Origin of the sequence: Macellibacteroides fermentans (assembly GCF_013409575.1) — a bacterium.
Taxonomy (GTDB): domain Bacteria; phylum Bacteroidota; class Bacteroidia; order Bacteroidales; family Tannerellaceae; genus Macellibacteroides; species Macellibacteroides fermentans.
In genome coordinates this window covers 630,588-653,896 of record NZ_JACCCY010000001.1, presented here as the reverse complement: position 1 = coordinate 653,896, position 23,309 = coordinate 630,588, and the positions used below count along the sequence as shown (strand labels likewise).

20 protein-coding genes and 1 pseudogene are annotated in these 23,309 nt (G+C 41.0%); 7 read left to right on the top strand and 14 right to left on the bottom strand.

The annotated features are described in order from the left end of the window. Positions 1-73 precede the first annotated feature (73 nt). The 4 genes from istB to F5613_RS16660 form a co-directional block, all read right to left on the bottom strand. On the bottom strand, positions 74-847 hold the full coding sequence (gene istB / locus F5613_RS02705; protein ID WP_179398589.1) for an IS21-like element helper ATPase IstB: 774 nt from the start codon (positions 845-847) through the stop codon (positions 74-76). Between the two features lie 2 nt (positions 848-849). Then, positions 850-2,379, bottom strand: a complete 1,530-nt coding sequence (gene istA, locus F5613_RS16475; RefSeq protein ID WP_179398588.1) for an IS21 family transposase — start codon at positions 2,377-2,379, stop codon at positions 850-852. A 224-nt stretch (positions 2,380-2,603) separates the two neighbouring features. Further along, complete coding sequence (locus F5613_RS02695) at positions 2,604-3,890, bottom strand: ISL3 family transposase (RefSeq protein ID WP_179398942.1); 1,287 nt, start codon at positions 3,888-3,890, stop codon at positions 2,604-2,606. A gap of 9 nt (positions 3,891-3,899) precedes the next feature. Then, the gene (locus F5613_RS16660; RefSeq protein ID WP_179398587.1) at positions 3,900-4,325 is read right to left on the bottom strand and encodes a transposase family protein; all 426 of its coding nucleotides are present in this window, start codon (positions 4,323-4,325) and stop codon (positions 3,900-3,902) included. A 174-nt stretch (positions 4,326-4,499) separates the two neighbouring features. Here F5613_RS16660 and F5613_RS02685 point away from each other — a divergent pair. Beyond that, a pseudogene (locus tag F5613_RS02685) lies at positions 4,500-5,876 on the top strand (IS1182 family transposase); the annotation flags it as partial. A gap of 87 nt (positions 5,877-5,963) precedes the next feature. Here F5613_RS02685 and F5613_RS02680 read toward each other — a convergent pair. The 10 genes from F5613_RS02680 to F5613_RS02635 all read right to left on the bottom strand — a co-directional run bounded on the left by F5613_RS02680 (position 5,964) and on the right by F5613_RS02635 (position 17,237). Next, positions 5,964-7,667 (bottom strand): acyl-CoA dehydrogenase family protein, encoded by a 1,704-nt coding sequence (locus tag F5613_RS02680; protein ID WP_179398586.1) that lies wholly within the window; start codon positions 7,665-7,667, stop codon positions 5,964-5,966. A gap of 8 nt (positions 7,668-7,675) precedes the next feature. Continuing rightward, on the bottom strand, positions 7,676-8,695 hold the full coding sequence (locus F5613_RS02675; RefSeq protein WP_179398585.1) for an electron transfer flavoprotein subunit alpha/FixB family protein: 1,020 nt from the start codon (positions 8,693-8,695) through the stop codon (positions 7,676-7,678). Positions 8,696-8,720: 25 nt separating this feature from the next. Then, positions 8,721-9,593 carry an electron transfer flavoprotein subunit beta/FixA family protein gene (locus F5613_RS02670; RefSeq protein ID WP_179398584.1) on the bottom strand — a complete coding sequence of 291 codons (873 nt, stop codon included), beginning with the start codon at positions 9,591-9,593 and terminating at the stop codon, positions 8,721-8,723. 198 nt (positions 9,594-9,791) lie between these two features. Next, positions 9,792-10,331, bottom strand: a complete 540-nt coding sequence (locus F5613_RS02665) for a carbonic anhydrase (protein WP_179398583.1) — start codon at positions 10,329-10,331, stop codon at positions 9,792-9,794. A gap of 129 nt (positions 10,332-10,460) precedes the next feature. Further along, entirely contained in the window at positions 10,461-11,567 is a 1,107-nt protein-coding gene (locus F5613_RS02660; protein ID WP_179398582.1) for a glycoside hydrolase family 10 protein, read from the bottom strand. 95 nt (positions 11,568-11,662) lie between these two features. After that, the gene (locus F5613_RS02655; RefSeq protein ID WP_079684290.1) at positions 11,663-12,172 is read right to left on the bottom strand and encodes a ferritin; all 510 of its coding nucleotides are present in this window, start codon (positions 12,170-12,172) and stop codon (positions 11,663-11,665) included. Positions 12,173-12,212: 40 nt separating this feature from the next. Then, the gene (gene gcvP, locus F5613_RS02650; protein WP_179398581.1) at positions 12,213-15,065 is read right to left on the bottom strand and encodes an aminomethyl-transferring glycine dehydrogenase; all 2,853 of its coding nucleotides are present in this window, start codon (positions 15,063-15,065) and stop codon (positions 12,213-12,215) included. Between the two features lie 30 nt (positions 15,066-15,095). Beyond that, positions 15,096-15,734, bottom strand: a complete 639-nt coding sequence (locus F5613_RS02645; protein WP_179398580.1) for an MBL fold metallo-hydrolase — start codon at positions 15,732-15,734, stop codon at positions 15,096-15,098. After that, on the bottom strand, positions 15,731-16,351 hold the full coding sequence (gene rsmG / locus F5613_RS02640; protein WP_179398579.1) for a 16S rRNA (guanine(527)-N(7))-methyltransferase RsmG: 621 nt from the start codon (positions 16,349-16,351) through the stop codon (positions 15,731-15,733). The genes F5613_RS02645 and rsmG overlap by 4 nt, the downstream gene beginning before the upstream one ends. 40 nt (positions 16,352-16,391) lie before the next feature. Further along, a complete protein-coding gene (locus tag F5613_RS02635) occupies positions 16,392-17,237 on the bottom strand; it encodes a DUF3298 and DUF4163 domain-containing protein (protein ID WP_179398578.1) in 846 nt (281 codons plus the stop codon). Between the two features lie 166 nt (positions 17,238-17,403). Here F5613_RS02635 and F5613_RS02630 point away from each other — a divergent pair, with 166 nt between their 5' ends. The 6 genes from F5613_RS02630 to rseP all read left to right on the top strand — a co-directional run bounded on the left by F5613_RS02630 (position 17,404) and on the right by rseP (position 23,300). Further along, a complete protein-coding gene (locus tag F5613_RS02630; RefSeq protein WP_179398577.1) occupies positions 17,404-18,000 on the top strand; it encodes a DUF4290 domain-containing protein in 597 nt (198 codons plus the stop codon). Between the two features lie 19 nt (positions 18,001-18,019). Beyond that, entirely contained in the window at positions 18,020-19,324 is a 1,305-nt protein-coding gene (gene murA, locus F5613_RS02625; RefSeq protein ID WP_179398576.1) for a UDP-N-acetylglucosamine 1-carboxyvinyltransferase, read from the top strand. 9 nt (positions 19,325-19,333) lie between these two features. After that, on the top strand, positions 19,334-19,852 hold the full coding sequence (gene rimM, locus F5613_RS02620) for a ribosome maturation factor RimM (RefSeq protein ID WP_179398575.1): 519 nt from the start codon (positions 19,334-19,336) through the stop codon (positions 19,850-19,852). A 69-nt stretch (positions 19,853-19,921) separates the two neighbouring features. Beyond that, entirely contained in the window at positions 19,922-20,791 is an 870-nt protein-coding gene (locus tag F5613_RS02615; protein WP_179398574.1) for a M23 family metallopeptidase, read from the top strand. A 4-nt stretch (positions 20,792-20,795) separates the two neighbouring features. After that, complete coding sequence (locus F5613_RS02610) at positions 20,796-21,944, top strand: 1-deoxy-D-xylulose-5-phosphate reductoisomerase (protein WP_179398573.1); 1,149 nt, start codon at positions 20,796-20,798, stop codon at positions 21,942-21,944. A gap of 30 nt (positions 21,945-21,974) precedes the next feature. Further along, positions 21,975-23,300 carry an RIP metalloprotease RseP gene (gene rseP / locus F5613_RS02605; protein WP_179398572.1) on the top strand — a complete coding sequence of 442 codons (1,326 nt, stop codon included), beginning with the start codon at positions 21,975-21,977 and terminating at the stop codon, positions 23,298-23,300. The last annotated feature ends 9 nt before the right edge of the window (positions 23,301-23,309 follow it).

Genomic DNA, 23,309 nt, shown 5'->3' with positions numbered 1-23,309 from the left:
ATACCATATTCCAGTTGAAAAGTATACCAGTGCTCATTGTTTGCGAAGATAAAAAAAGTTATCTAAACGCAGGTTAGATTCTTTTATTTTTGATCCATTTTTGAGTTTCTTTCATTCTAAAAGAATCACCGTTCATATTTATTAGATATGCTTTATGGGTTAATCTATCTACCATTGCGGCCGTGAGGATTGGATCTCCGAAGATTTCTTTCCATCGATCGAAAGCCAGATTGGTAGTAATAATTGTTGCTTTTCGTCCAGTCCTTAAGGAAAGGTGATTGAACAAGGCTTCAGCACCATCTTTGTTAAAGGATACATAACCAAACTCATCACATATTACCAGATCGTATTTAATAAACTTCAACTCCAGCTGGTGCAGCGTTCTGGCCGAACGGCATTCCCGGATCTGAGTAAGCAACTGGGGGATGGAAGTAAACAACACATTATATCCCATTTTACATGCATTAATACCAAGGCCGATGGCGATATGGGTTTTTCCGGTTCCCGGATTGCCGGCAAGGACTATATTCTGAGCGTTTTTAATAAACTCAAGAGTTTCTAATTCAGGCAATACGATTCTTACATCATCGGGCAGTTCTTCCCGGTTCAATTCCTGCAGGTATTTATACTGAGGGAATCCGGCACGTTTAACATGAGCTTTTTTACGATTCTCTTCTCGATGTGCGTCTTCATTCTGAAGCAGGGTGAAGAGGAACTGTTCATAGCTCCAGGAGTGGCAAACAGCTTCCTGTGTGGTATCTTGCAATGTTTTGCGAATGGAAGGCAACTTCAGCGTTTTCGACAAGTCTGTTATTTGCTGCCTTAGGTTGGATTCATTTTCTTTCATTATTATACTATTTTAGAGTTGTTGTTCATCATCATAGACCACATGGATAATTGCTTGATGGCAAAATCTTCTATCTCGTCTTTTTGTTCATGCTTGTAAAGCGGAGGTGTTTGATTGAGCCTGTTATATAGCAAGGTTGTAATATGTGCTGCTGTAACCGTTTTGATACCGGACTGTTCGGCATCTTTGCCAGCAAGAGCGATTTCATCGTAAGAGATTGCACGTTCTTTTGCGAAGATAAGCAGGTCTATAAAAGACTTTCCATTATCCGTAAAGTACTTATAATACAGCTCTTTCATTGATTCCGGAGCTTGAGATAAGGCAACAGAACCACTTAAAGCACCCGGTTTTCGCTTCAGTGTCTGTAGATAATGATTGAGATTGAGCGACCAGGTTGAATAATAAGAACGTTCATGTTCCGCCACAGGGGCATTGTCCATATATATCAGTAACTTTTCACTGAATATTTTAACCTCGACCATTCTGCCTACCAACGTGTCGGGTACAGAGTAATGGGAGGTATTCAATGTGATGGTAGACCATTTATCTACTTTGAGTTCTCGCCTTTCAAAACAACCCATTGGTGTTGTATAGGGTAACAGCGAGTGAAGATCTTCCTCCAGTTTTGGCCTGATATCTTCGGATGCGTTTAGCTTCTTGCAGGTCTGGTGCAGATGCTCCGTTGCCTGTTCTATGGTATCAAAAGTGTCTTTTAGGCAGAAGGCTTTGCGGCGCAAAACCTCCACCGTACGTACCACATGTCCTTTTTCGTTTCCTCGTCTGACATTACAGAACCGGTATTTGAAGCCATAGAATGCCGTCATTCGAAGAAGAGCCTGGGTTGGTTCCTTTTCATTTCCGGCAAAAGAAGCTACGACTACACGCATATTGTCGTATACAACTTCATGGGGAACACCTTTACATTCTTCAAAATAGTTGGCGTGAGATTCCATAAAGGCCAGCGTGTCTTGCCGGTGAAACAGATCCCCCCAACGGCCATTGCTGCTACATAAAGCAAATGCGGACATGTACAGTTTCTGCCAACGACCCGCTATGCAAAGCTTTACTTCCCCCCAATCGAACTCCGCCTTCTCACCCGGGATATAACCCTGTTTGATAAAGCTTTCCTTTTCTTTTTGACTGCTTTGGTTGCTGATATAACCACATACTGTAGAATAGGATATGTCATAACCTTTTTCCACTAGCAACTCATGTATATCTTGTTTGAACATACGCTGCTTATGACGCCCGGACCGTTTCTTAATTTCGTTTTCCTCCAGACAATGGTCTATAATACGGATGATATTCTCGGTAAGACGTCGTTTGGGACGATTTTCTGTTTTATAAATTGGGGGCGTTAATATATACGCCTCTATCCTGGATTTATCCCCTTCCTGTTCCTTCAGGGCTTTGGTATACTCATCCAGGATACGGTGAACCGTAATGCGGCTAAAACCTAGTCTGCGTGAAATTTCCCTTTCACTCAAACCCTCATAATTTCGTAATCTGATAATTTCTGATTTGTCTTTCATGCTAATCATTTTATCTCTGTGCTGGTTTTTACATCACAAAGAAATTAAACGTTATGGAAGTAGTGCTTAATCTTGATTAATAATGTCAGCACTTGATTCCGTTTCGGCTACGCCTGCACTACATCAAGTGCTGACCTGAACCTCTACTTTTTCTGATTAGCTGGTATACTTTTCAATTGGAATGGTGGTATACTTTTGAGGTTCTTCGTCAAATTTGGTGCAGGTTATCCTAAGTTGGAAAGCACGACCTTTCGTCTTAACAGTTCAAATCCAGCCCTGCCATACATCTCTCTTTTCTTGTTTTTTAATCTGTTTACATGACCCTCCACAACTCCATTACTCCAAGGGTATTTAATGGCGTTTTTTACTGCTTCCAAATCATGAATAATGCCATTTATAAAACTTTTAATCCTCCGTATTTGGGTCGACTTATACTTCTCGAGCCATTGGTCTAATCTAAGTTCATCTTTACTGTTCAAAACCTCTCTAAAAGTGTTGTATACCTCTCTCATGCTTTTTAATAACATAGAGGAGTTAATAATATCCTCTGCCAGTATGTGAGACTTGCTACACTCGCCTGTTTCCTTTGAAACACCCCATTCACTATTTGTTAAATGTATAGCAAGTCTGTTGGGTGACATTCCGCTAAATCGAGTTTCTTCATAAACTATCGGAGAGGTATTTAATGCTACTGGTAATCTTTTCTTATTCTGATATTCCGGGAAGTGCCTGTTGAACCACTGATAAAAAGATGTTTGATTACCCTTGAATCCCTGTTTTTTCAGAGACACAAATATATTTCTTACATTTAACCCCTGATTACAACACTCCTTAATCAGATCCATAAAATCTCCATAATTATTATAATAGATGGTTGCTCGTGGCAACAACTCTTCCATTTCAAAATAATATCTTACAGTATTACGGCTAATGTTTAAAGCCTTGGCAATTGCTCTTTGAGAGTAGTTGTTGTTTTTAAGCTCATGAATCCTGTTAAACAACTCCTGTTTTCTATGGTTAACACTATTGGTGTGTTTGTTATATTGTGAATCGCTGGTATTTTCGTTATCTCCACTACTTAAGCAGATGTTATTTTTTTTGCTTTTATAAAGACTCTTCCTGTGAGCCAACCAACTATTTTTAATGGTTTTATACTCCATTCGTATTTCATGTGCTATGTGATCTCCCAGATTTTTCACTAAATGAAACCTGTCTGCTATTTGTGACGCCTTGGATGCCCCAGACTTTATAGCATTAGAGTAGCTGCTTGATCGATCCCTGGTTACATACAGTATGGAGTTATGTCTTATAAGCCAATCTGCAACCTCCTCCTTGTCTCTACTCTTTAGTAGTTCTACGGGACGGTGATTAATCGCATTTACAATAATAGTACCATACGATTTGCCTTTCCTGTATGCCCAGTCATCTATGCCTATGGTAGTTAGTTCCTGAAAATGGGGCATTTCTATAGACTTAACGATTCTAAGACAGGTAGAACTGCTCTGCTTTATTGATAGGAGCTAACTTATATACTCACCTTTACGAGAAGAGACCTCAATGAGCAGTTTTTGCAAAAAGTGACTTGTGCGATCTGTCAGTCGTGAGTGTTTCCGCGTTAAGGGCAGATGTTGCTCAGAGAAAACTGTTTGAGTGCAATTACTGTAACGGCATCTAAACTTTCTGACTTTCAGTATAATTTTAACAGCTCTGCCAACTACAGCTAGATCTGTTAATTTGCGCATATAGGATGAATGGACACTTTTACTCCTTTTACCGCAACAGATACATTTTGCTGTCTTGTCTTTAAGACGGGCAGATAGAAGAATCAAATTATCACTTATAACGGAATCATAGAATACAACACCTGGGATTCCAAAAATAGCTTGGAGCGAATGTTTGTTTATAAAAAAGTTATTATCTTTGGGTTGGCTAGTGTTGTCAATCATCTTTAAATCCTTTAGTGTCAGACCTTTAAAGATAATAAAAATAATTCTATTATACTAGCTTTTTGTTATTTATTTGCCTGTATATCAACACAATAAGTCAATTATACTGGTTGTTTAAGAACCGTTATTTTGCACCAAATTTGACGAAGAACCACTTTTGAACTGTTATTTATAGGGTATGAAAAACCAGACTTTATTACAATCAACCGTTTTCGTAATCGGGTAAAGCATGAGATTAACCAGATTTTCACCCAACTAGTGCTTCTTCTTGCCGGTAAAGGCTATGTGAGTCTGGATGTGGAATACATTGATGGGACAAAGATTGAATCCAAAGCCAACAAATATACCTTCGTCTGGCGCAAAAGCGTGGAGAAGAACCGGGACAAACTTCTCGATAAAATAAGAATCCTACTTGAACAGATTGATGAAACGATCGCCCAGGATAAAGCAGCAGAGAATCAATCCGTGGCGTTTACTCCGGCAGCCATCTCCGATCTTGCCCGGGAGTTGAAGGAGGCGCTGGCAGAGCAACCCGCAGCCAGGACCAGGGAAGAGAAAAAAGCCCGTCGGGCAAGGGAGAAAGAGATAAAAGAGTTAGAGAAGCACGGCGATAAGCTTGCCGAATATGACCAGCATCTGCAAACACTCGGGGATCGTAACTCTTATTCCAAAAGTGATCCTTCAGCCACCTTTATGCGGATGAAAGAGGATGCGATGAACAACGGCCAGACCAAACCCGGCTACAACTTACAAATCGGGACAGAGAACCAATTCATCACCGACTTTTCCCTGTTCCCCAACCCTACAGACACATTAACCCTTATACCTTTCCTTAGCTCGTTTTCCGGACGTTACAACCGGCTTCCCGGCAAAGCCGTTGCCGACTCCGGTTATGGATCGGAGGAGAATTATCGTTTTATGGAAGAACATGATATAGAGTCTTTTGTAAAATACAACTGGTTCCACAAAGAGCAGAAGCGTTCGTTTAAGAATAATCCTTTTCTGGTGGATAATTTATATTATAATGCCAAAGATGATTACTATGTTTGCCCCATGGGGCAGCATATGACCTTTGTGGGTAAGACTCATGGAAGGACAGCTAGCGGATATATTACCGAATCACATCGCTACAGGGCAGCAAGATGCGAAGGATGCCCTCTTCGGACCGGATGCTTCAAAGCCAAGGGGAATCGCTCCATCGAAGTTAACCGCAGACTCGTGGAATATAAACGCAAAGCCCGTGAGAAGCTGATCTCGGATGAGGGACTTGAACACCGATCCAAACGACCTATAGAACCAGAAGCCGTTTTCGGACAAATGAAATACAATATGGCATACCGTCGATTCCGTCACTTCGGACTCGACAAAGTCACCATGGACTTTGCCTTCTTTGCCATAGCCTTCAACATAAAAAAGATGTGTGCAAAAGCAGCTAAAGGGATATCAAAGGGCTTTTATAACAGGAAAATTACTCTGAAAACAGCGTTTTATGAGGTGATAAGCGATCAAAATCGAATCGAAAGAAAAATCAATCCAAAATGGGCGGCTTGAAGCTTTTTTGAAAAACGAAACAAAAAAGAAAGAGGATGTGCCAATTACTTTGTTTTGACACACCCTCTTTTTTTATTTGATTAAATACTATTGTTTATAGTATCCCAGATCTTCCATATCGAAACTGCTGATGTAACCGTTTATTTTGTTTACTTCTGCTTGTCCGTAATTGATATAGACTTCAGCTGAACGACGATAGGTTTCGTCAACGTTTGCATCCTGAAGTAATAAGTAGCCCATAACGCAATGAGCACCGGCTTCAACCAAACGACGAGCCTGAAAGTCAAGATATTCGTTGTCTTTTGTATCAAGAACCATAGCAACAAGCTTTTCGTAGGTTTCTGTCATAGCCATGAGCTTCTTCTTCAGGTCGCCCAACTCTGGTTTGTAGTTAATTGCTTCGTATTCGCGTATGCGACTCAGGTAAGTACCTGTGGTTACGTGGCGAATGGCTGCAACTACCTGTAATTGGGTTGTTCCCTCGTAGATATTGGTGATACGTGCATCACGATAGATACGCTCGCAGGCATAATCTTTCATAAACCCGGAACCTCCGTGTATTTGAATGGCATCATAGGCATTCTGGTTGGCGTATTCGGTAGTCATACCTTTTCCCATAGGGGTGAATGCATCTGCCAGTTTGCTATAATACTTATATTCAGTTCTTTCTTCGGGAGTTAATTTGCGTTCTTTGGCAACATCTTCCATCGCTTTGTACATATCTACAAAACGGGCTGTTTCGTAGAGCATGGAGCGCGAGGCGTCTGCTTTGGCACGCATAAGGGCAATCATTTCATATACTGCGGGGAACTCAATAATTGCCTTGCCAAATTGCTTGCGATCTTTTGCATAAGCAAGTCCTTCACGGTATGCTGCTTCACTGATACCAACAGCTTGTGCCATAATGCCCAGACGAGCACCGTTCATCAAAGCCATTACGTATTTGATAAGACCTAATTTGCGATCTCCACAAAGTTCGGCCTTCGCGTTCTTGTAAACAAGTTCGCAAGTTGGAGAGCCCTTAATACCCATCTTGTTTTCGATACGACGAACATCAACACCTCCGTTTTTCTTGTCGTAAATGAACATCGATAAACCACGACCGTCTTTTGTTCCGTCTTCGCTTCGTGCAAGCACAAGGTGAATGTCTGAATCGCCGTTGGTGATAAAACGTTTAACACCGTTCAGATACCAGCATCCGTCTTTTTCGCTGTAGGTTGCCTTGAGCATTACTGATTGAAGGTCTGATCCTGCATCGGGCTCTGTTAAGTCCATCGACATGGTTTCGCCAGCGCAGATACGTGGAATATACTTTTGTCGTTGCTCTTCGTTTCCGAACTCATATAAGGTTTCGGCACAATCTTGCAATCCCCAAAGATTTTCGAATCCGGCGTCTGCACGCGAAACTAAGTCGGCAGCCATGATGTAGGGCACGATAGGGAAATTCAATCCGTTGTAACGACGTGGCATTGCCACACCCATTAGTCCGGCTTTAACTACGGCGTCCAGGTTTTGCTTTGTTCCTGCGGCATAGGTTACACGACCATCTTTTACAGAAGGGCCTTCGTGGTCTACGCTTTCTGCATTGGGGGCAATAATGTCTCCGCATATTTCGCCAACAATCTCCAGTACTTTTTCGTAGCTGTCCATTGCATCTTCGAAATCGATAGGAGCATAGTCGCAAGTATCTTTATCTCTGTAATTGCGTTCCTTAAGCTCCACAATCCGCTTCATAAGCGGATGATGCAAGTGGTGCTTCATGCTGGGATTATCTAAATAGAAATTAGCCATACTCTAGTTTACTTTGAATTCTTCTTATAATACTTAATCATCTTGGGAATTACTTCCTCTATTGTACCGTTTATTACATAGTCGGCAATGGTATTGATAGGAGCGTTGGGATCATTATTGATAGAAATGATCATGGCGCTTTCCTGCATACCTGCTATGTGCTGAATCTGACCGGAGATACCACAGGCAATGTAAAGTTTAGGACGTACAGTTACTCCAGTCTGTCCGATTTGTCTGTCGTGGTCGGTAAATCCGGCATCGACTGCGGCGCGAGAAGCTCCAACTTCGCCACCCAGAACGGCTGCAAGTTTATGAAGCAGTTCAAAATTCTCTTTGGAACCAACACCATAGCCACCGGCAATAATAATGGGAGATCCTTTGATGTTTGTTTTGCTTTTTTCCATGTGACGCTCAATCACGTTAACAACAAAGTCTGTGTCGTTTACATACTTGTTAACATCGTGCTTGATGGTTTCGCCTTTATAGGAAGGATTCAGAATTTCTTTTTTCATTACACCTTCACGTACTGTTGCCATTTGGGGACGACATTCAGGATTGATAATCCATGCTACGATATTTCCCCCGAAAGCCGGACGGATTTGGTAGAGAAGGTCTTTATATACTTTATTTTCTTTTTTTTCTTCGTGATCGCCGATCTCGAGTGATGTACAGTCGGCTGTAAGTCCGCTGGTAAGGGCCGAAGAAACACGAGGTCCCAGGTCGCGACCAATGCTGGTTGCACCCATCAGGGCAATTTGCGGTTTTTCTTCAGTAAATAGATTTACCAGGATGGAGGTGTGAGGAAGCGATGTGTAAGGAAACAGGCGCGGATCATCAAAAATATGAAGTACGTCTACTCCGTAAGGAAATACCTGTGCACCGATACCATCAAGTTTTGTTCCGGCGGCAATTGCCTCCAGACGACAACCCAGACGGGTTGCAAGCGAGCGGCCTTTGGTAAGTAGCTCCAGACTTACGTCTGCTACAATGCCGTCTTCAATTTCGCAATATACAAATAAATTATTCATCTTTTTTACATTTAAAAGTGAAGCATCAACCGATGGTATGGTTTGCTATTAATTCGATCATCAGTTCTTCAATCTCTGTATCCGACGTACTTAAGGTTTTGCTTTCTTTAGCCTGGAAAACCACGTTTTCAATTTTCTTTACTTTAGTGGGTGATCCGGATAATCCACAGGCTTTAACATCGGCCTTTACGTCGGCTACGCTCCATTCTGTAAGATTCAGATAGGGGCGCATATCAAATAATCCTGTATAATCGTCGTTCAATTCCTGTTTTTCCGTAACAGTTTTAGCATGTTTATATTTCTGCAAAAACTTGGCGTTACGCGGACGGCAATCGGGTGCAGTTCCGTTTACGGTAATAACGATTGGAAGCTGGCCTTCCACAATTTCTACGCCTCGTTCCAGTCGTCTTTTTACGGTTACTTTACCGTTTTCTACTTTTTGTATTTCTTCAGCGTAGGTAATCTGACTTAATCCAAGCTTTTCGGCCACTTGAGGACCAACCTGGGCGGTGTCGCCGTCTATAGCCTGGCGACCACAAAGTATCAGATCGTATTCGTTGATTTTCCGGACAGCCATGGAAAGGGCATAAGAGGTAGCCAATGTGTCGGCTCCGGCAAATGCACGGTCGGTCAACAAATAGCCACCATCGGCTCCGCGGTACAATCCTTCACGGATAATCTCGGCAGCTCGTCCGGGTCCCATGGTGAGGAGTGTAATGGTGGTGCCGGGATAGGCATCTTTCAAGCGCAAGGCTTGCTCCAGCGCATTCAGATCTTCCGGATTAAAAATGGCAGGAAGAGCGGCACGGTTTACTGTACCGTCGGCTTTCATTGCATCTTTACCCACATTTCGGGTATCCGGCACCTGTTTTGCTAATACAATAATTCTTAAACTCATATTACAGCGGTATTAGTTTGTTTTGCTTTTAAGCAAATCTGTTAGATCAATAAGTCATCGGGTGGCAAATTTAGTCAAACATTCTTTATGTCAAAGCACTTTGTCCCGGAAAGTGCACACTTTGTTACCTAATGAGCACCAATTGATCCATTTAAGGCTGTAATGAGACAAAAAAAAATCCGGAAAAGTTCCCGGATATCATTCTGTAATTAAGTATAAATGGTTGTCTTCAACCTTGTAGTACATTGGCACTACCGTGATTTGAGGATATACAGTTCGGAGGCGTTTGGCTTCACTTAAAACAAAGTCTATTTCGTTGCCAATCTCGAACATGGGAGAGTAGTGCTTGAAATGTTCTTCGGCCTTTTCTCTGCTCCAACCTGCTTTCTCAACGAGTCCATCGATAAATTGTGCTTTTTTGGAAACCAGGTTAACCATGCCGCATTTGTTGTGAGCAATGATTGCAATATATTTCACATTGCCTATTGCTACGGCAAAGGAGACTTTAAATTCACTATAGGTGAGGTTGCCTCCTCCCGAACGTAAAATAAATGCGAAATTATCGGGGATGTTAAGGTGCTTTCTGTTATCCATACACATGCTGATAAGCATCTGAGCTTGCGAATAGGTTTCAAATTCACGATTCAGATTGTGATATTCCAAAAGCATGGAAATGGGGGTGTTCCTGTATTGAGGAAAGACATCTTCAGGTTTTGTTATCCGTATAAGTCTATTCATATGATAAATTCTTTATGTTTAGTGAAGAATTCGGTATTTTGATCAGAAGTATCTTCACAAAAAAAAGAACAGTTAAAAGCGATTGTTAGCTGATAGACTGTTCTTTTTTTAATGTTTTTTTAGATTAGATTAACGATATTGTTTATGTATCGCCTTATCAAATGCTTCCCAATGGGCATCGGTCATATTGCCCGGAGTAAACAGACAAACGCCGGCAGCTCCGTTTTCCATGGAAACTCTTACTGCTTCTTCTATTTCAGAAGGGATGAGTCCATGTCCTTCCGGATCCTTGATCTGAGCTTTTTTCTCGTAGTCGCGACAGATGAACAGTCCGCTGTAAACTGGAATTTTGCCATCTACAGAAGTGACCTCTTCTTTTACAACTTTGCCGATCCATGCCGGACCTTCAAGATAAAAATCATTGTAATTCATCGGGAAGAATGCATCCAGGTTCCATTTATTCCATTCCTGACGTACCATCTTCTTTGCGTAGCTGTCTGGTCCGGGGAATACGGCAGCATCGATTTTCTTTCCTTTGGCATGTACAGCTTCGGCTATGTGATTAACCAATTTGGTGATGAGATCGCAACGGAATTGTTTCCATTCTTCAACTGTTGAAGGATCTTCTACTGATTTAATGTCGATACCAGTAGCCGCTTTGAAATCGCTCACGCATTTGTCGCAATAGCAATAATCTGCCACCGGATATTCTTCGTTCATAACCAGTCCGTATTTATCCCATAGTCCGCGTGCAAGAATTACGTCAACAAATCGGATATAGTCCAGATGGATCGCATCAACTTCTGGTATTTCAGCAACTTTTGTATATAAATTTGTGAGATAGTCTGTTACTTCGGTGCGATTTGGACAAAGGAACTTGTAATAGGGTACATAGGCTTGTACGTGAAATGCCGATTCTCCGTTGCGATTTACGGCATACCAGGTTGAATCAATCTCGGGACCGCTTTGAAGCATGGCGGGTATCCACGCATGATATTCCATTCCGTTTGCTTTGGCTGCTTTGGCTGCACGACGGTGTTTTTCTACATCGTGACCAGCATTATAGCACATACCGTCTATACCATGACTTTTCCATTTGCTAAAATCGGACTGAAGTGTCTCTTCAGTTGTGTTTTGTCCTTCACCCTGCCAGGCATAACAGGTTACTTTGGTTGGGGAAGTAGGCGAGCATGCTGTAAAAGCGAATGCTGCAAGTGCAAAAATAAGATTTTTCATTTGAGCGTTTTTGCATTTAGAATTAAGAAAAAACTTTGCTGAAATACAAAAACCGGAACATAGATATTTTCTACGTTCCGGTTATATATTGCTATTTAGGCTGTTGTGACAGGAGAGTAAACACGAGAAGCAAGCTCTTTGTCTAATGTATAAAGACCAAATCCATTATCTTTGATCATCTTTAATGCATCGATAAGGCTTTGAGCTGTTTCTTCTTCTTCAACCTGTTCGTCGATGAACCAACGAAGCATAGACTCTGTTGCATAGTCTTTTTCTTCTACAGCCAAAGAGTTGAGGTTATTGATCATTGCTGTTACTTCACGTTCGTGAGCCAATGTGTCTTCAAATGCATTTAGAGGAGTTGCCCAAGATGTAGTTACTTCCGAAATAGGTTTAAGTTCAACTCTTCCTCCACGAGCGATAACATAGTTCATGAACTTCATGGCATGGTCTTGTTCTTCTCTGAATTGGATGTTCATCCAGTTGGCAAAACCAGGATATCCCTTTGCTGCAAAGTCGGTCGACATGGATAGATATAGGTAAGCCGACCAGAATTCGGCATTGATCTGCTTGTTTAAAGCAGCTTCTAAACTTTTACTTAACATACTTCTACGTTTTTAATTGGATAAATATTATTCAATAAAATTAAATTTCACAGGCGCAGAGGGTCGGAATCAGATTACGGTCGCCATAAGCATTGTCTATGCGCGCCACATTGATCCAAAACTTGCTTTCGTGCAGCCAATCCAACGGATAGGCAGCCTTACTTCGTGAGTAGGAGTGCTTCCATTCGTCTCCAGTAATTTCGTACTCGGGATGTGGAGCATTTTTTAATACATTATCTTCTTTGTCGGCTTCGCCATTTTCAACCTCTTTGATCTCGTTCCAGATACATGCCATAACTTCGGCAAATCTGTCCAATTCTGCAAGACTTTCACTTTCAGTTGGTTCAACCATCAAGGTGCCGTGTACAGGGAATGATAGTGTAGGGGCATGGTAACCAAAGTCCATTAAACGTTTTGCAATATCTCCTTCGTCGATTCCGGAACGCTCTTTTACGCCTCTGCACTCGAGAATAAGTTCGTGACCGACACGGCCTGTAGACCCGGTATACACGATTCCATAAGTGTCTTTGAATTTGGCTGCCAGATAATTGGCATTCAATATCGCTGTTTTTGTTACAGTTGTAAGTCCTTCTGCTCCCAACATACGGATGTATCCGTAGGTAATTGGCAGAACTCCAGCACTTCCGTAGGGTGCTGCCGAAACTGTGTTAAGTTCGCCTTCGGAGATTATCGGATGCGAGGGAAGGAATGGTACAAGATGTTTTGCAACGCAAATAGGACCAACTCCGGGGCCACCACCGCCATGAGGGATTGCGAATGTTTTATGTAGATTGAGGTGGCAAACATCGGCTCCGATTGTGCCTGGATTAGTTAATCCAACCTGGGCGTTCATGTTTGCTCCATCCATATAGACCTGTCCGCCATAACTATGTACAAGCTGGCAAATTTCAATGATGCTGGTCTCAAATATACCATGTGTTGATGGATATGTGATCATCGTAGCAGCCAGATTATCCTTATGGGATTCTGCTTTGCTGCGGAAATCGTCCATATCGATATTTCCTTTCTCGTCACATTTTACTGTAACAGTGGCAAACCCGCATTGAACAGCGCTGGCAGGATTAGTACCATGTGCCGAAGCAGGAAGCAATACGATGTTTCGGGATCCCTGACCAATGCTTTCCAGATAGGAGCGTATCACTTTCAGTCCGGTATATTCGCCGGATGCTCCTGAGTTCGGCTGGAAGCTTACCCCTTTAAAACCGGTAATTTCGGCAAGGTAAGTACTTAGGTTTTCAATCAGTTCAGTATATCCTTCCACCTGCTCGTCTGGTGCGTAGGGGTGTATTCCGCTGAATTCGGGCTTACTTAAAACGAATAATTCGGAGGCAGCATTGAGCTTCATTGTGCATGAGCCCAAAGAGATCATGGAGTGTGCCAGGGAGATATCTCTGCGTTCCAATCGTTTGATATAGCGCATCAACTCTGTTTCGGTATGATATTTTTTAAATACATCCTGTTGCAAGAATGCCGATGTACGCTTAAAAGTATCATCAAAATATTGATTTCTTTCAATGTTCTGGCCCAGCGTATAATCTTTCCCGGCTGCTCCGGAAAAGATATAGAGTAACACTCCGATATCTGTTATTTGGGTGGTTTCATCTAAACTTATCCCAATTTGTCCGTTTCCAAAATATCTTAGATTAACCTTGCATTCAAGAGCAATTTCCCTTAATGCACTTAAAGAGACGTTCGCGGGAAGTTCAACTTTTAGTGTATCAAAGAAGTTCTTATTTAGCTGTTTATATCCCAGCTTTTCCAACTCTCCAGATATGAATCCTGCATAACTATGTATCCTGGATGCGATGTCCTTTAATCCGTCTGCTCCATGATAAACGGCATAAAATCCGGCCATAGTTGCCAGTAAGGCCTGGGCAGTACAAATATTGGAAGTAGCTTTTTCTCTTTTAATGTGTTGTTCGCGGGTCTGTAATGCCAGACGATATGCCGGTTTGCCGTAAGCATCTTTAGATATGCCAATGATCCGTCCTGGAATAGTACGCTTGTATTCATCTTTTGTGGCCATAAAACCAGCAGAAGGTCCTCCAAAATACATGGGAATCCCAAAGCGTTGACTGCTGCCGAAAACAACATCGGCTCCCCATTCTCCCGGAGGTGTAAGCAAAACCAAACTAAGTAGATCGGCTGCAACGGCTACGCGAGTTCCATTATCGTTAGCTTTGCTAACAAAAGACCGGTAATCTTCGATGGAGCCGTTTTTATTGGGATATTGAACTATGGCACCAAATACATCCGGTGTAAATTCAAAGGTTTTATAATCTCCTCTTACTATTTTAATTCCCTGAGGTTTCATCCGGGTATGAAGTACAGCCAGGGTTGATACAAATACATGTTGATCTACAAATAATGTATTAGCTCCCTCCTTGATTTGTGAACGGCTTCTCGCGCCATGCAACATTGTAGCGGCTTCTGCACCGGCTGTGGCCTCGTCCAATAGAGAGCAATTTGTGAGTGGAAGTGCCGTAAGATCGCAAATCATTGTTTGAAAATTAAGAAGAGCTTCCAAACGACCTTGCGATATTTCGGCTTGATAAGGCGTATATGAGGTGTACCAAACCGGGTTTTCCAATACATTGCGTTGGATTGGTGCAGGGGTTACTGTATCGTACCACCCCATCCCTATATAAGAGGTGAAAATTTCATTTTTCGAACCTAATTCGGCAATGTGTTCTGCATATTCGCGCTCAGTCATTGCCTCAGGTAGGTTTAATGATTCTTTTAATCTGATATCGGAGGGGATTGTCTGGTCGATTAGTTCATCCAGAGAATTAACCCCGATTGTGTTGAGCATCCGGGGAATGTCTTCTTCCCTTATGCCAACGTGGCGGTTTACAAATTTATTTGTGTCCATAGATTCTAGGTATTTGATTTATTTTTGAATTTAGATGTACGGATTTTCAAGTTTTTCTTCACGAATGGAAGATTCCGGTCCATGACCGGGATAAATTATAGTGCTGTCCGGCAAGGTAAGGAGCTTGTTTCGGATGGCAGCAAGTAGTATTTCCTGGTTACCGGCCCATAGATCTGTACGCCCGATACCACCGGCAAAGAGAGTATCGCCTGTGATAGCCAGATTGCTTGCTTCGCTATAAAAAACAAGACTTCCGGGAGAATGTCCTGGAACATGTAACGAGATGAGGGAACTTTCTCCAAAGTGGATTGCTTCTCCAACTGTTATAAAATGGCTTACTTGTCCACTTTTGCCTTTCATGGATAGTCCGAATGCCTTGGCTTGTTCTTCGGCAGAAGGAAGTAACTCTGTATCTGCCTTATGAGCTTCTGGTTCCAATCCATAGGTTTGAGTAATAAATGCATTTCCAAACACATGATCGAGATGAAGGTGGGTACATAAAAGTCTTTTCAGCGTAAGTTTGTTTTCATCAATAAAGGCTTTTAATTCCTCTTCCTCCCGCTGATTCATGCAGCCGCAATCAATTAATACAGCCTCGCCTGTCTTATCGTATAACAGATAGGTGTTTACAGAGAAATAATTGAATTCAAAACGTTTTACATGTATCATAATGGCACGTATACAACTTTTTTTGTTTTAAAAAACTCTTCTTTAAAGTAATCCCCTAATTCTAAACTTAATGCCTGATTTCTAAAAGGAAGAATTTCGTGTTGAAGTTCGCCTCCTTTGAGACAAATAAGTCCGTTAGGAAGAGCGTTGTGTTGCTCTTTTTTTATGTTTTTACGTACAAGCTTTACCAAATCAGCCAAAGGCATTACGGCACGGCTTACTACGAAATCATACTTTTCTTTTTCCTCTTCAACCCTGCAATGGCGGAAGGTAATATTTTTTAGTCCGATGGCTTCGGCAACCGCTTGCCCCACTTTTATCTTTTTGCCTATGCTATCCACCAAATGAAATTGAACCTGAGGGAAGAATATGGCTAGTGGAATACCGGGAAATCCCCCGCCTGTACCAACGTCCATTACAGACGACCCATCCTTGAAGCGAAGCATCTTAACTATGCCTAATGAATGTAAAACATGGTGAAGGTAAAGGTTTTCAATATCTTTTCTTGAAATGACATTTATTTTGGCATTCCAATCAGTATATAAATCGTATAGTGCTGCAAGCTGTTGGCACTGTTGTTCGCTTAATTCGGGAAAATAAGTTTGTATAACTTTCATTGTTTTTAAATATTAAAAAAACTGAAACAGGTTCTCGCTATTAAAATACGAGATGAGCAATAGGACTTTCTTTGCGGGCCAAGTGTTTTATTTCTTCGAAAGAGAGATGCACATGTGTTGCCCCCACTACGTAAGCCGCTATTTCATATTCGTTAAATGTATAATTTATACCGGTTTCATCTACGCTGAAGTTCCCATTGGGAAAAATCTCATCTACACTGAAGAAGCCCATATTTTCGAGGGCTTTTACGTCGGTAACCTGATTTTGTTTTGCTATGGCATCAACAAGAATTTTGGCAAGATCGTCTTCATAATTATCAATAAATACCTCTTTCTCTGTAACAGCAGAACCTGTCTTTAAGTTGATGATATGATTGAAATAGGAATGCGATCCATGCGCACCTCCGGTATAATTTTCAAAGTTTACTGTGAAACACAGCAATCCACTTTGATTATAGGTAATTTTGTTTGACGACATTTCGTAATAGGAATACCATGCGCCAATGGGTTCATCTTGCGCCTTTACTGCTTCCGATTTAAAATCAGCTTCCAATGCCTTGTAATTGGTAAGATAGTTTTCTGTATACTTTTCGACAGCTTCCTGTGGAGAATAATCGATGTATGAATCTCCAAAATACGATTGAATAAAGAGCCGTTGTATATTTTTGAGTTGCTGTTTATTATCGACCTGGATTGGGTATGTGAAGTTAATCTGCAGATTGCAATTGGGGTTTTCAGGGTTATCAAGCAAATGGTAACTTTTATCTACCTTGATAGAGTCGAACGTAACTTTATTGCTGTCGGCTTTCTTTGGCGTATTGTTACATCCTACAAGTAGTAGAAGTGAAATTAACACTATAAATTTAGCTTGAAGCTGTGTTGTCATGGCTGTTAAATTTACAATTATATCATGCAAACGTACGAAAATAATTCGATTTCTGCTTCGTAATGGCGAAAAGAAATATATTTGAATGCAAACAGAGCAGCTTCTGATGTTTACTCTTAAGATATTCAATTTATTTGTGTATTTTTGCAGAATAATAAATGTTAGAATGGAATATAATACAGAACTAAAACGTTTGATTCTGCCTGAGTATGGACGCAATATACAGAACATGGTAGATTATTGCCTTACGATTGAAGATAAGGAAGAACGAATGCGGTGCGCCAATTCAATTATCAATATCATGGGGAATATGTTTCCCCACCTGCGTGATGTTAATGACTTTAAACATATTTTATGGGATCACCTGGCTATCATGGCGGATTTTAAACTTGATATTGATTACCCGTATGAAATTGTAAAGAAGGAAGACCTACATAGCCGACCGCCACGTATCCCTTATAATTCGGGTAGAATTCGTTACAGACATTACGGCAAGACATTGGAACGAATGATTTTAAAAGCAAATGAGTTTGAAGAGGGACAAGAAAAGACTTACCTTATTAAACTGTTGGCCAATCAGATGAAAAAGTCGTTTCTAAATTGGAATAAAGAAGCGGTTGATGACCGAAAGATTTTTAAAGATCTGGATGAATTGTCGGAAGGAAGAATTGTGTTGGATGAAGAACAACATAAGCTTACAGAAAGCAAAGATATTTTATCCAGAAAAAATACAAACAAAAACTATACACGTAAAGGTCGTTGACCTTTTGTAAAAAGAGACTATGGCATCATTTGTTATTGAAGGTGGTTGTAGAATGAGCGGAGAAATTGTTCCGCAGGGGGCTAAAAATGAGGCATTACAAGTGATTTGTGCTGTTTTACTTACTCCTGAAAAAGTTACGATAACTAATATACCGGACATCCTGGATGTAAATAATCTTATACAGTTGTTGAGGGATATGCAGGTAAAGGTGGAGCGATTATCGTTAGACACTTATGCATTCCAGGCAGATAATGTGAATCTGGATTATTTAAAAACGGAAGATTTTGTACGGAAAAGTGCTTCGTTGAGAGGATCTGTAATGATTGTCGGTCCTTTGTTGGCCCGTTTCGGAAAAGCTGTTTTGCCTAAACCCGGCGGTGATAAGATCGGACGCAGAAGATTGGATACTCATTTTACTGGTATACAGAAGCTCGGAGCTACTTTTACATACAATCCGGATGCCCAGCTTTATGAAATTGAAGCGAAGCATCTGAAGGGGGCTTATATGCTTTTAGATGAGGCATCTGTTACGGGTACAGCCAATATATTGATGGCTGCTGTAATGGCAGAAGGAATTACAACGATTTACAATGCTGCCTGCGAACCTTATTTGCAGCAACTTTCTAAAATGTTGATTCAGATGGGAGCCGATATTTCGGGTGTAGGGTCTAATTTGCTTACAATTCAAGGTGTGGATTCGCTGAAAGGGACAAATCATAGAATTCTTCCGGATATGATTGAAGTGGGTAGTTTTATTGGAATGGCGGCGATGACCGGCTCCGATATAACTATCAAAAATACCGGCTTCGATATGTTGGGTATTATACCTGAATCATTTAGACGTTTGGGGATTACTGTCGAGCAACAGGGCGACGATATTCATATTCCTACACATGAGTCTTACGAAATAGATACTTTCATCGATGGGTCGATCATGACGATTGCAGATGCTCCCTGGCCTGGTCTTACACCCGACTTGCTCAGTGTGTTTTTAGTTGTAGCAACACAGGCTGTGGGTAGTGTACTGATTCATCAGAAAATGTTTGAAAGCCGCCTTTTCTTTGTAGATAAGCTGATTGATATGGGTGCTCAGATTATCTTATGCGACCCACACAGGGCAACGGTAATCGGCTTGGGAAACCGTTATAAACTTCGTGGAGCAACTATGGTGTCTCCGGATATTCGTGCAGGTATTGCGTTGCTTATTGCTGCAATGAGTGCAGAGGGTACAAGCCGTATTCATAATATCGATCAGATTGACAGGGGGTATCAAAATATAGATAAACGCCTTAATAGCATAGGTGCGCGTATTACACGTCTTTAATACTAAATTATGATAAAGAAAGAAGATGTTTTCAAGATTGGTCAGTTTGCCAAGCCTCATGGAATAAAAGGTGAGATAACGTTGTTGACTACCAGTGATGTATTCGATGACAGTGATGATCCTTTTATTGTTTGCGAATTTGAAGGAATTTTGGTGCCTTTCTTTATTGAGGAATACCGTTATAAGTCCGACTCATCCATACTTGTAAAACTCGAAAATGTAAATTCCGAATTACAGGCTCGTGAATTTAGTAATCTGGAGGTGTATTATCCTCTTGATGCTGCAGTTGGTGATCTGGTTGGGGATATGACCTGGGATAGTTTTGTAGGATATATGGTATCAGATGCAAAATTAGGACTATTGGGACCGATTACGATGGTGGATGAATCTACAATCAATGTTCTTCTACAGGTAAATTATAAAGGAAACGAAATTTTAATTCCTGCGGCCGAAGAGCTGATACTTGGGGTGGATCACGACAAGAAGTTCCTGGAAGTGGCATTGCCGGATGGATTACTGGATTTATAATAGTTAATAAGCGTGAACATCTTTTCAATGGAGGAGGATTTTGTTACTTTTGCGTTTTAAGTAAAAAGCATGGTACAGAAAAAACGAAAGCATCAGAAGTCTTTTTGGCACCGGATACGGTTCAAATACAAACTGTCATTTTTTAATGAGGCCACACTCGAAGAGGTATGGTCTTTCCGTCTATCTCAGCTATCTGCTTTTGTTGTACTGGCTGTCTTTGCTTTTTTTCTGATCGCAATTACTTCCTTTATTATTATCAAAACCCCCATTAGAAACTATCTTCCCGGATATCTGGATGTTGAAGTTCGAAAAGAAATAGTACAAAATGCACTCAAAGCTGATTCTTTAGAAAGGATGTTGGCTGTACAAAAACTATATCTTGATAATGTGGCAGGTATCTTAACCGGAACTTTGCCTCTGGACTCCATCCGAACCATAGATTCTCTTGCACATGCCGATGCAAACTATGAAATACCTCGAGGAAAGGCTGAGTCGGAATTTGTGAAAAAGTTTGAGGAAGAAGAAAAGTATAATCTGTCTGTACTTACACCAAATTCAGTTCCTACTGAAGGTGCTTTCTTTTATAAACCGGTAAGTGGAGTGATCTCATCGCATTATGAGGCGGAAAAACGTCATTATGGTGTTGATTTGGTTGCTGCTGAACGTGAAAGTGTTCTGGCAACTATGGATGGTACGGTTATTTTTACCGGTTTTGATGTAAACTACGGAAATGTGATTCAGATTCAACATAGAAATGGATTTTTATCTATTTACAAACATAATGAATTGTTGCTTAAGGATGCGGGAGACCGTGTAGTAGCAGGAGAGGCAATTGCTTTGGTTGGTAATACAGGTAAGTTGTCTACAGGACCTCATCTGCATTTTGAACTTTGGTACAAGGGATCTCCTGTTAATCCTGAAGAATATATATCTTTTTAAATACATGAAAAGACAACTGGCTATTTTAGGCTCTACCGGTTCGATAGGAACGCAGGCACTTGAAGTGATCAGCGAACATGCTGACCTGTTTGAAGTATATGCTCTGACGGCTAATAATCAGGTAGATTTATTGATAAATCAGGCGAGAAAGTTCTTGCCGGAGGTTGTGGTAATCGCCAATGAACAGAAATATCCCGAACTAAAGGAGGCTTTGGAAGATCTTCCAATAAAGGTGTGGGCAGGTGCCGATGCTATCTCTCAGGTTGTACAGGCTGAACCTATTCATATGGTGCTGACAGCAATGGTGGGATATTCAGGATTAAAACCAACGATACAGGCGATAAAAGCAGGTAAGGCAATTGCATTGGCAAATAAAGAGACGTTGGTGGTTGCCGGAGAATTAATTACAGCATTGGCTACGGAATATAAAGTGCCTGTTTTACCTGTTGACTCCGAACATTCTGCTATTTTTCAATGTTTGGTTGGTGAAGGTAACAATGCGGTGGAAAAGATACTGCTGACAGCCTCTGGTGGACCTTTTCGTAACAAATCATTGAAAGAACTTGAAACCGTCACCAAAGCTCAGGCATTAAAACATCCTAATTGGTCAATGGGAGCGAAGGTGACAATTGATTCTGCTTCAATGATGAATAAAGGTTTTGAGATGATTGAAGCCAAGTGGTTATTTGGTCTCTCTCCAGAACAAATTCAGGTTGTAGTTCATCCACAGTCTATTATTCACTCAATGGTTCAATTTGAAGATGGTGCTGTTATGGCGCAGCTGGGGATTCCTGATATGAAGCTTCCGATCAGCTATGCATTTTCGTATCCGGAAAGATTAAAAAGTAGTGCTCCCAGATTGGATTTTAATCAATACTCTACATTGACTTTTGAGGAGCCCGATATGACTCGTTTCCGAAATCTGGCCTTTGCTTTTGATGCGGTTAAAAAAGGGGGAAACATGCCCTGTATTTTGAATGCTGCGAATGAGGTTGTAGTTGAGGCTTTCTTAAAGGATCGGATTGGCTTTCTTCAAATGAGTGAAGTAATAGAGCAAACCATGTGCAAGGCATCTTTTGTCCCGACACCTTCGTACGATGATTATGTACGATCTGATGAGGAAGTACGCCTGATTGCAGCATCCTTATTCTAATAAATAAATTAAAAACATAACAAACTATAGATGGAGACATTTTTAATTAAGGCTTTACAGCTTATTTTGAGTTTATCAATTTTGGTTGTCGTTCATGAATTCGGCCATTTCCTATTTGCCCGGATCTTTAAGGTGAGAGTTGAAAAGTTTTATCTTTTCTTCGACCCTTGGTTCTCTCTTTTTAAGTTTAAACCTAAAAAGAGTGAAACTGAATACGGTATTGGCTGGTTACCTTTAGGTGGATATTGTAAAATATCCGGAATGATTGATGAATCGATGGATAAAGAACAAATGGCATTACCTCCTCAACCATATGAATTCAGATCAAAACCGGCAGGTCAGCGATTGATGATTATGATTGCCGGAGTAGTGTTTAACTTTTTGCTGGCTTTGTTTATATACTCTATGGTTTTGTTTGCCTGGGGTGATACTTATCTTCCATTGAAGAATATGAAGATGGGTATGTATTATAGTGAGACCGCAAAACAAATCGGGTTCCAGGACGGTGATATTCTTTTATCGGCAAATGGTCAAGAATTGGATCGTTTTGGAGAATCAGCCATTCGTAAGATTGTAGAGGCACAAACAGTTGTGGTTTTACGTAATGGCGAAGAGCAGGAAATTGCAATACCAAATGATTTGATGCAACGTATGATGCGCGATAAAAAGGGATTTGCCGGACTTCGCTATCCAATGGTTGTAAATAAATTTTCTGAAAATTCTCCTGCTTTAGCAGCCGGTTTTCAGGCAAATGATAGTATTGTGTCTGTCAATGGAACGTCCACTCCGGGAGCCGACGATGTAGCGGATATGCTTTCAAAACATAAAAATGAAGCAATCGAAGTTGGGATATATCGTTCAGGAAATCCTCTTACTTTGACTCTAACAACTGATACGGCAGGGCATATGGGTATTTATATGAAAAGCCCGATGGAAGTTTTTGAAACTGTAACTACCACATATGGATTTTTTGCCTCTTTCCCGGCTGGTATTCAGAAGGGTGTAAGCACATTAAAGGGATATGTGAATGATATGAAATATGTGTTTACCAAAGAAGGAGCTTCCAGTCTTGGAGGTTTTGGAACTATCGGAGGTTTATTCCCTGCTCAGTGGGATTGGATGATTTTCTGGGAACGGACTGCTTTTCTGTCAATTATCCTTGCATTTATGAATATTCTTCCTATTCCGGCATTGGATGGAGGGCATGTTATGTTTTTAATTTATGAGGTGGTTGCAAGACGTAAACCTAGTGATAAGTTTCTTGAATATTCGCAGATTGTGGGTATGGCATTACTGTTTGGTTTATTGATCTATGCGAACGGAAATGATATATTCAGATACTTCTTTGGTTCGTGAAAATAATGA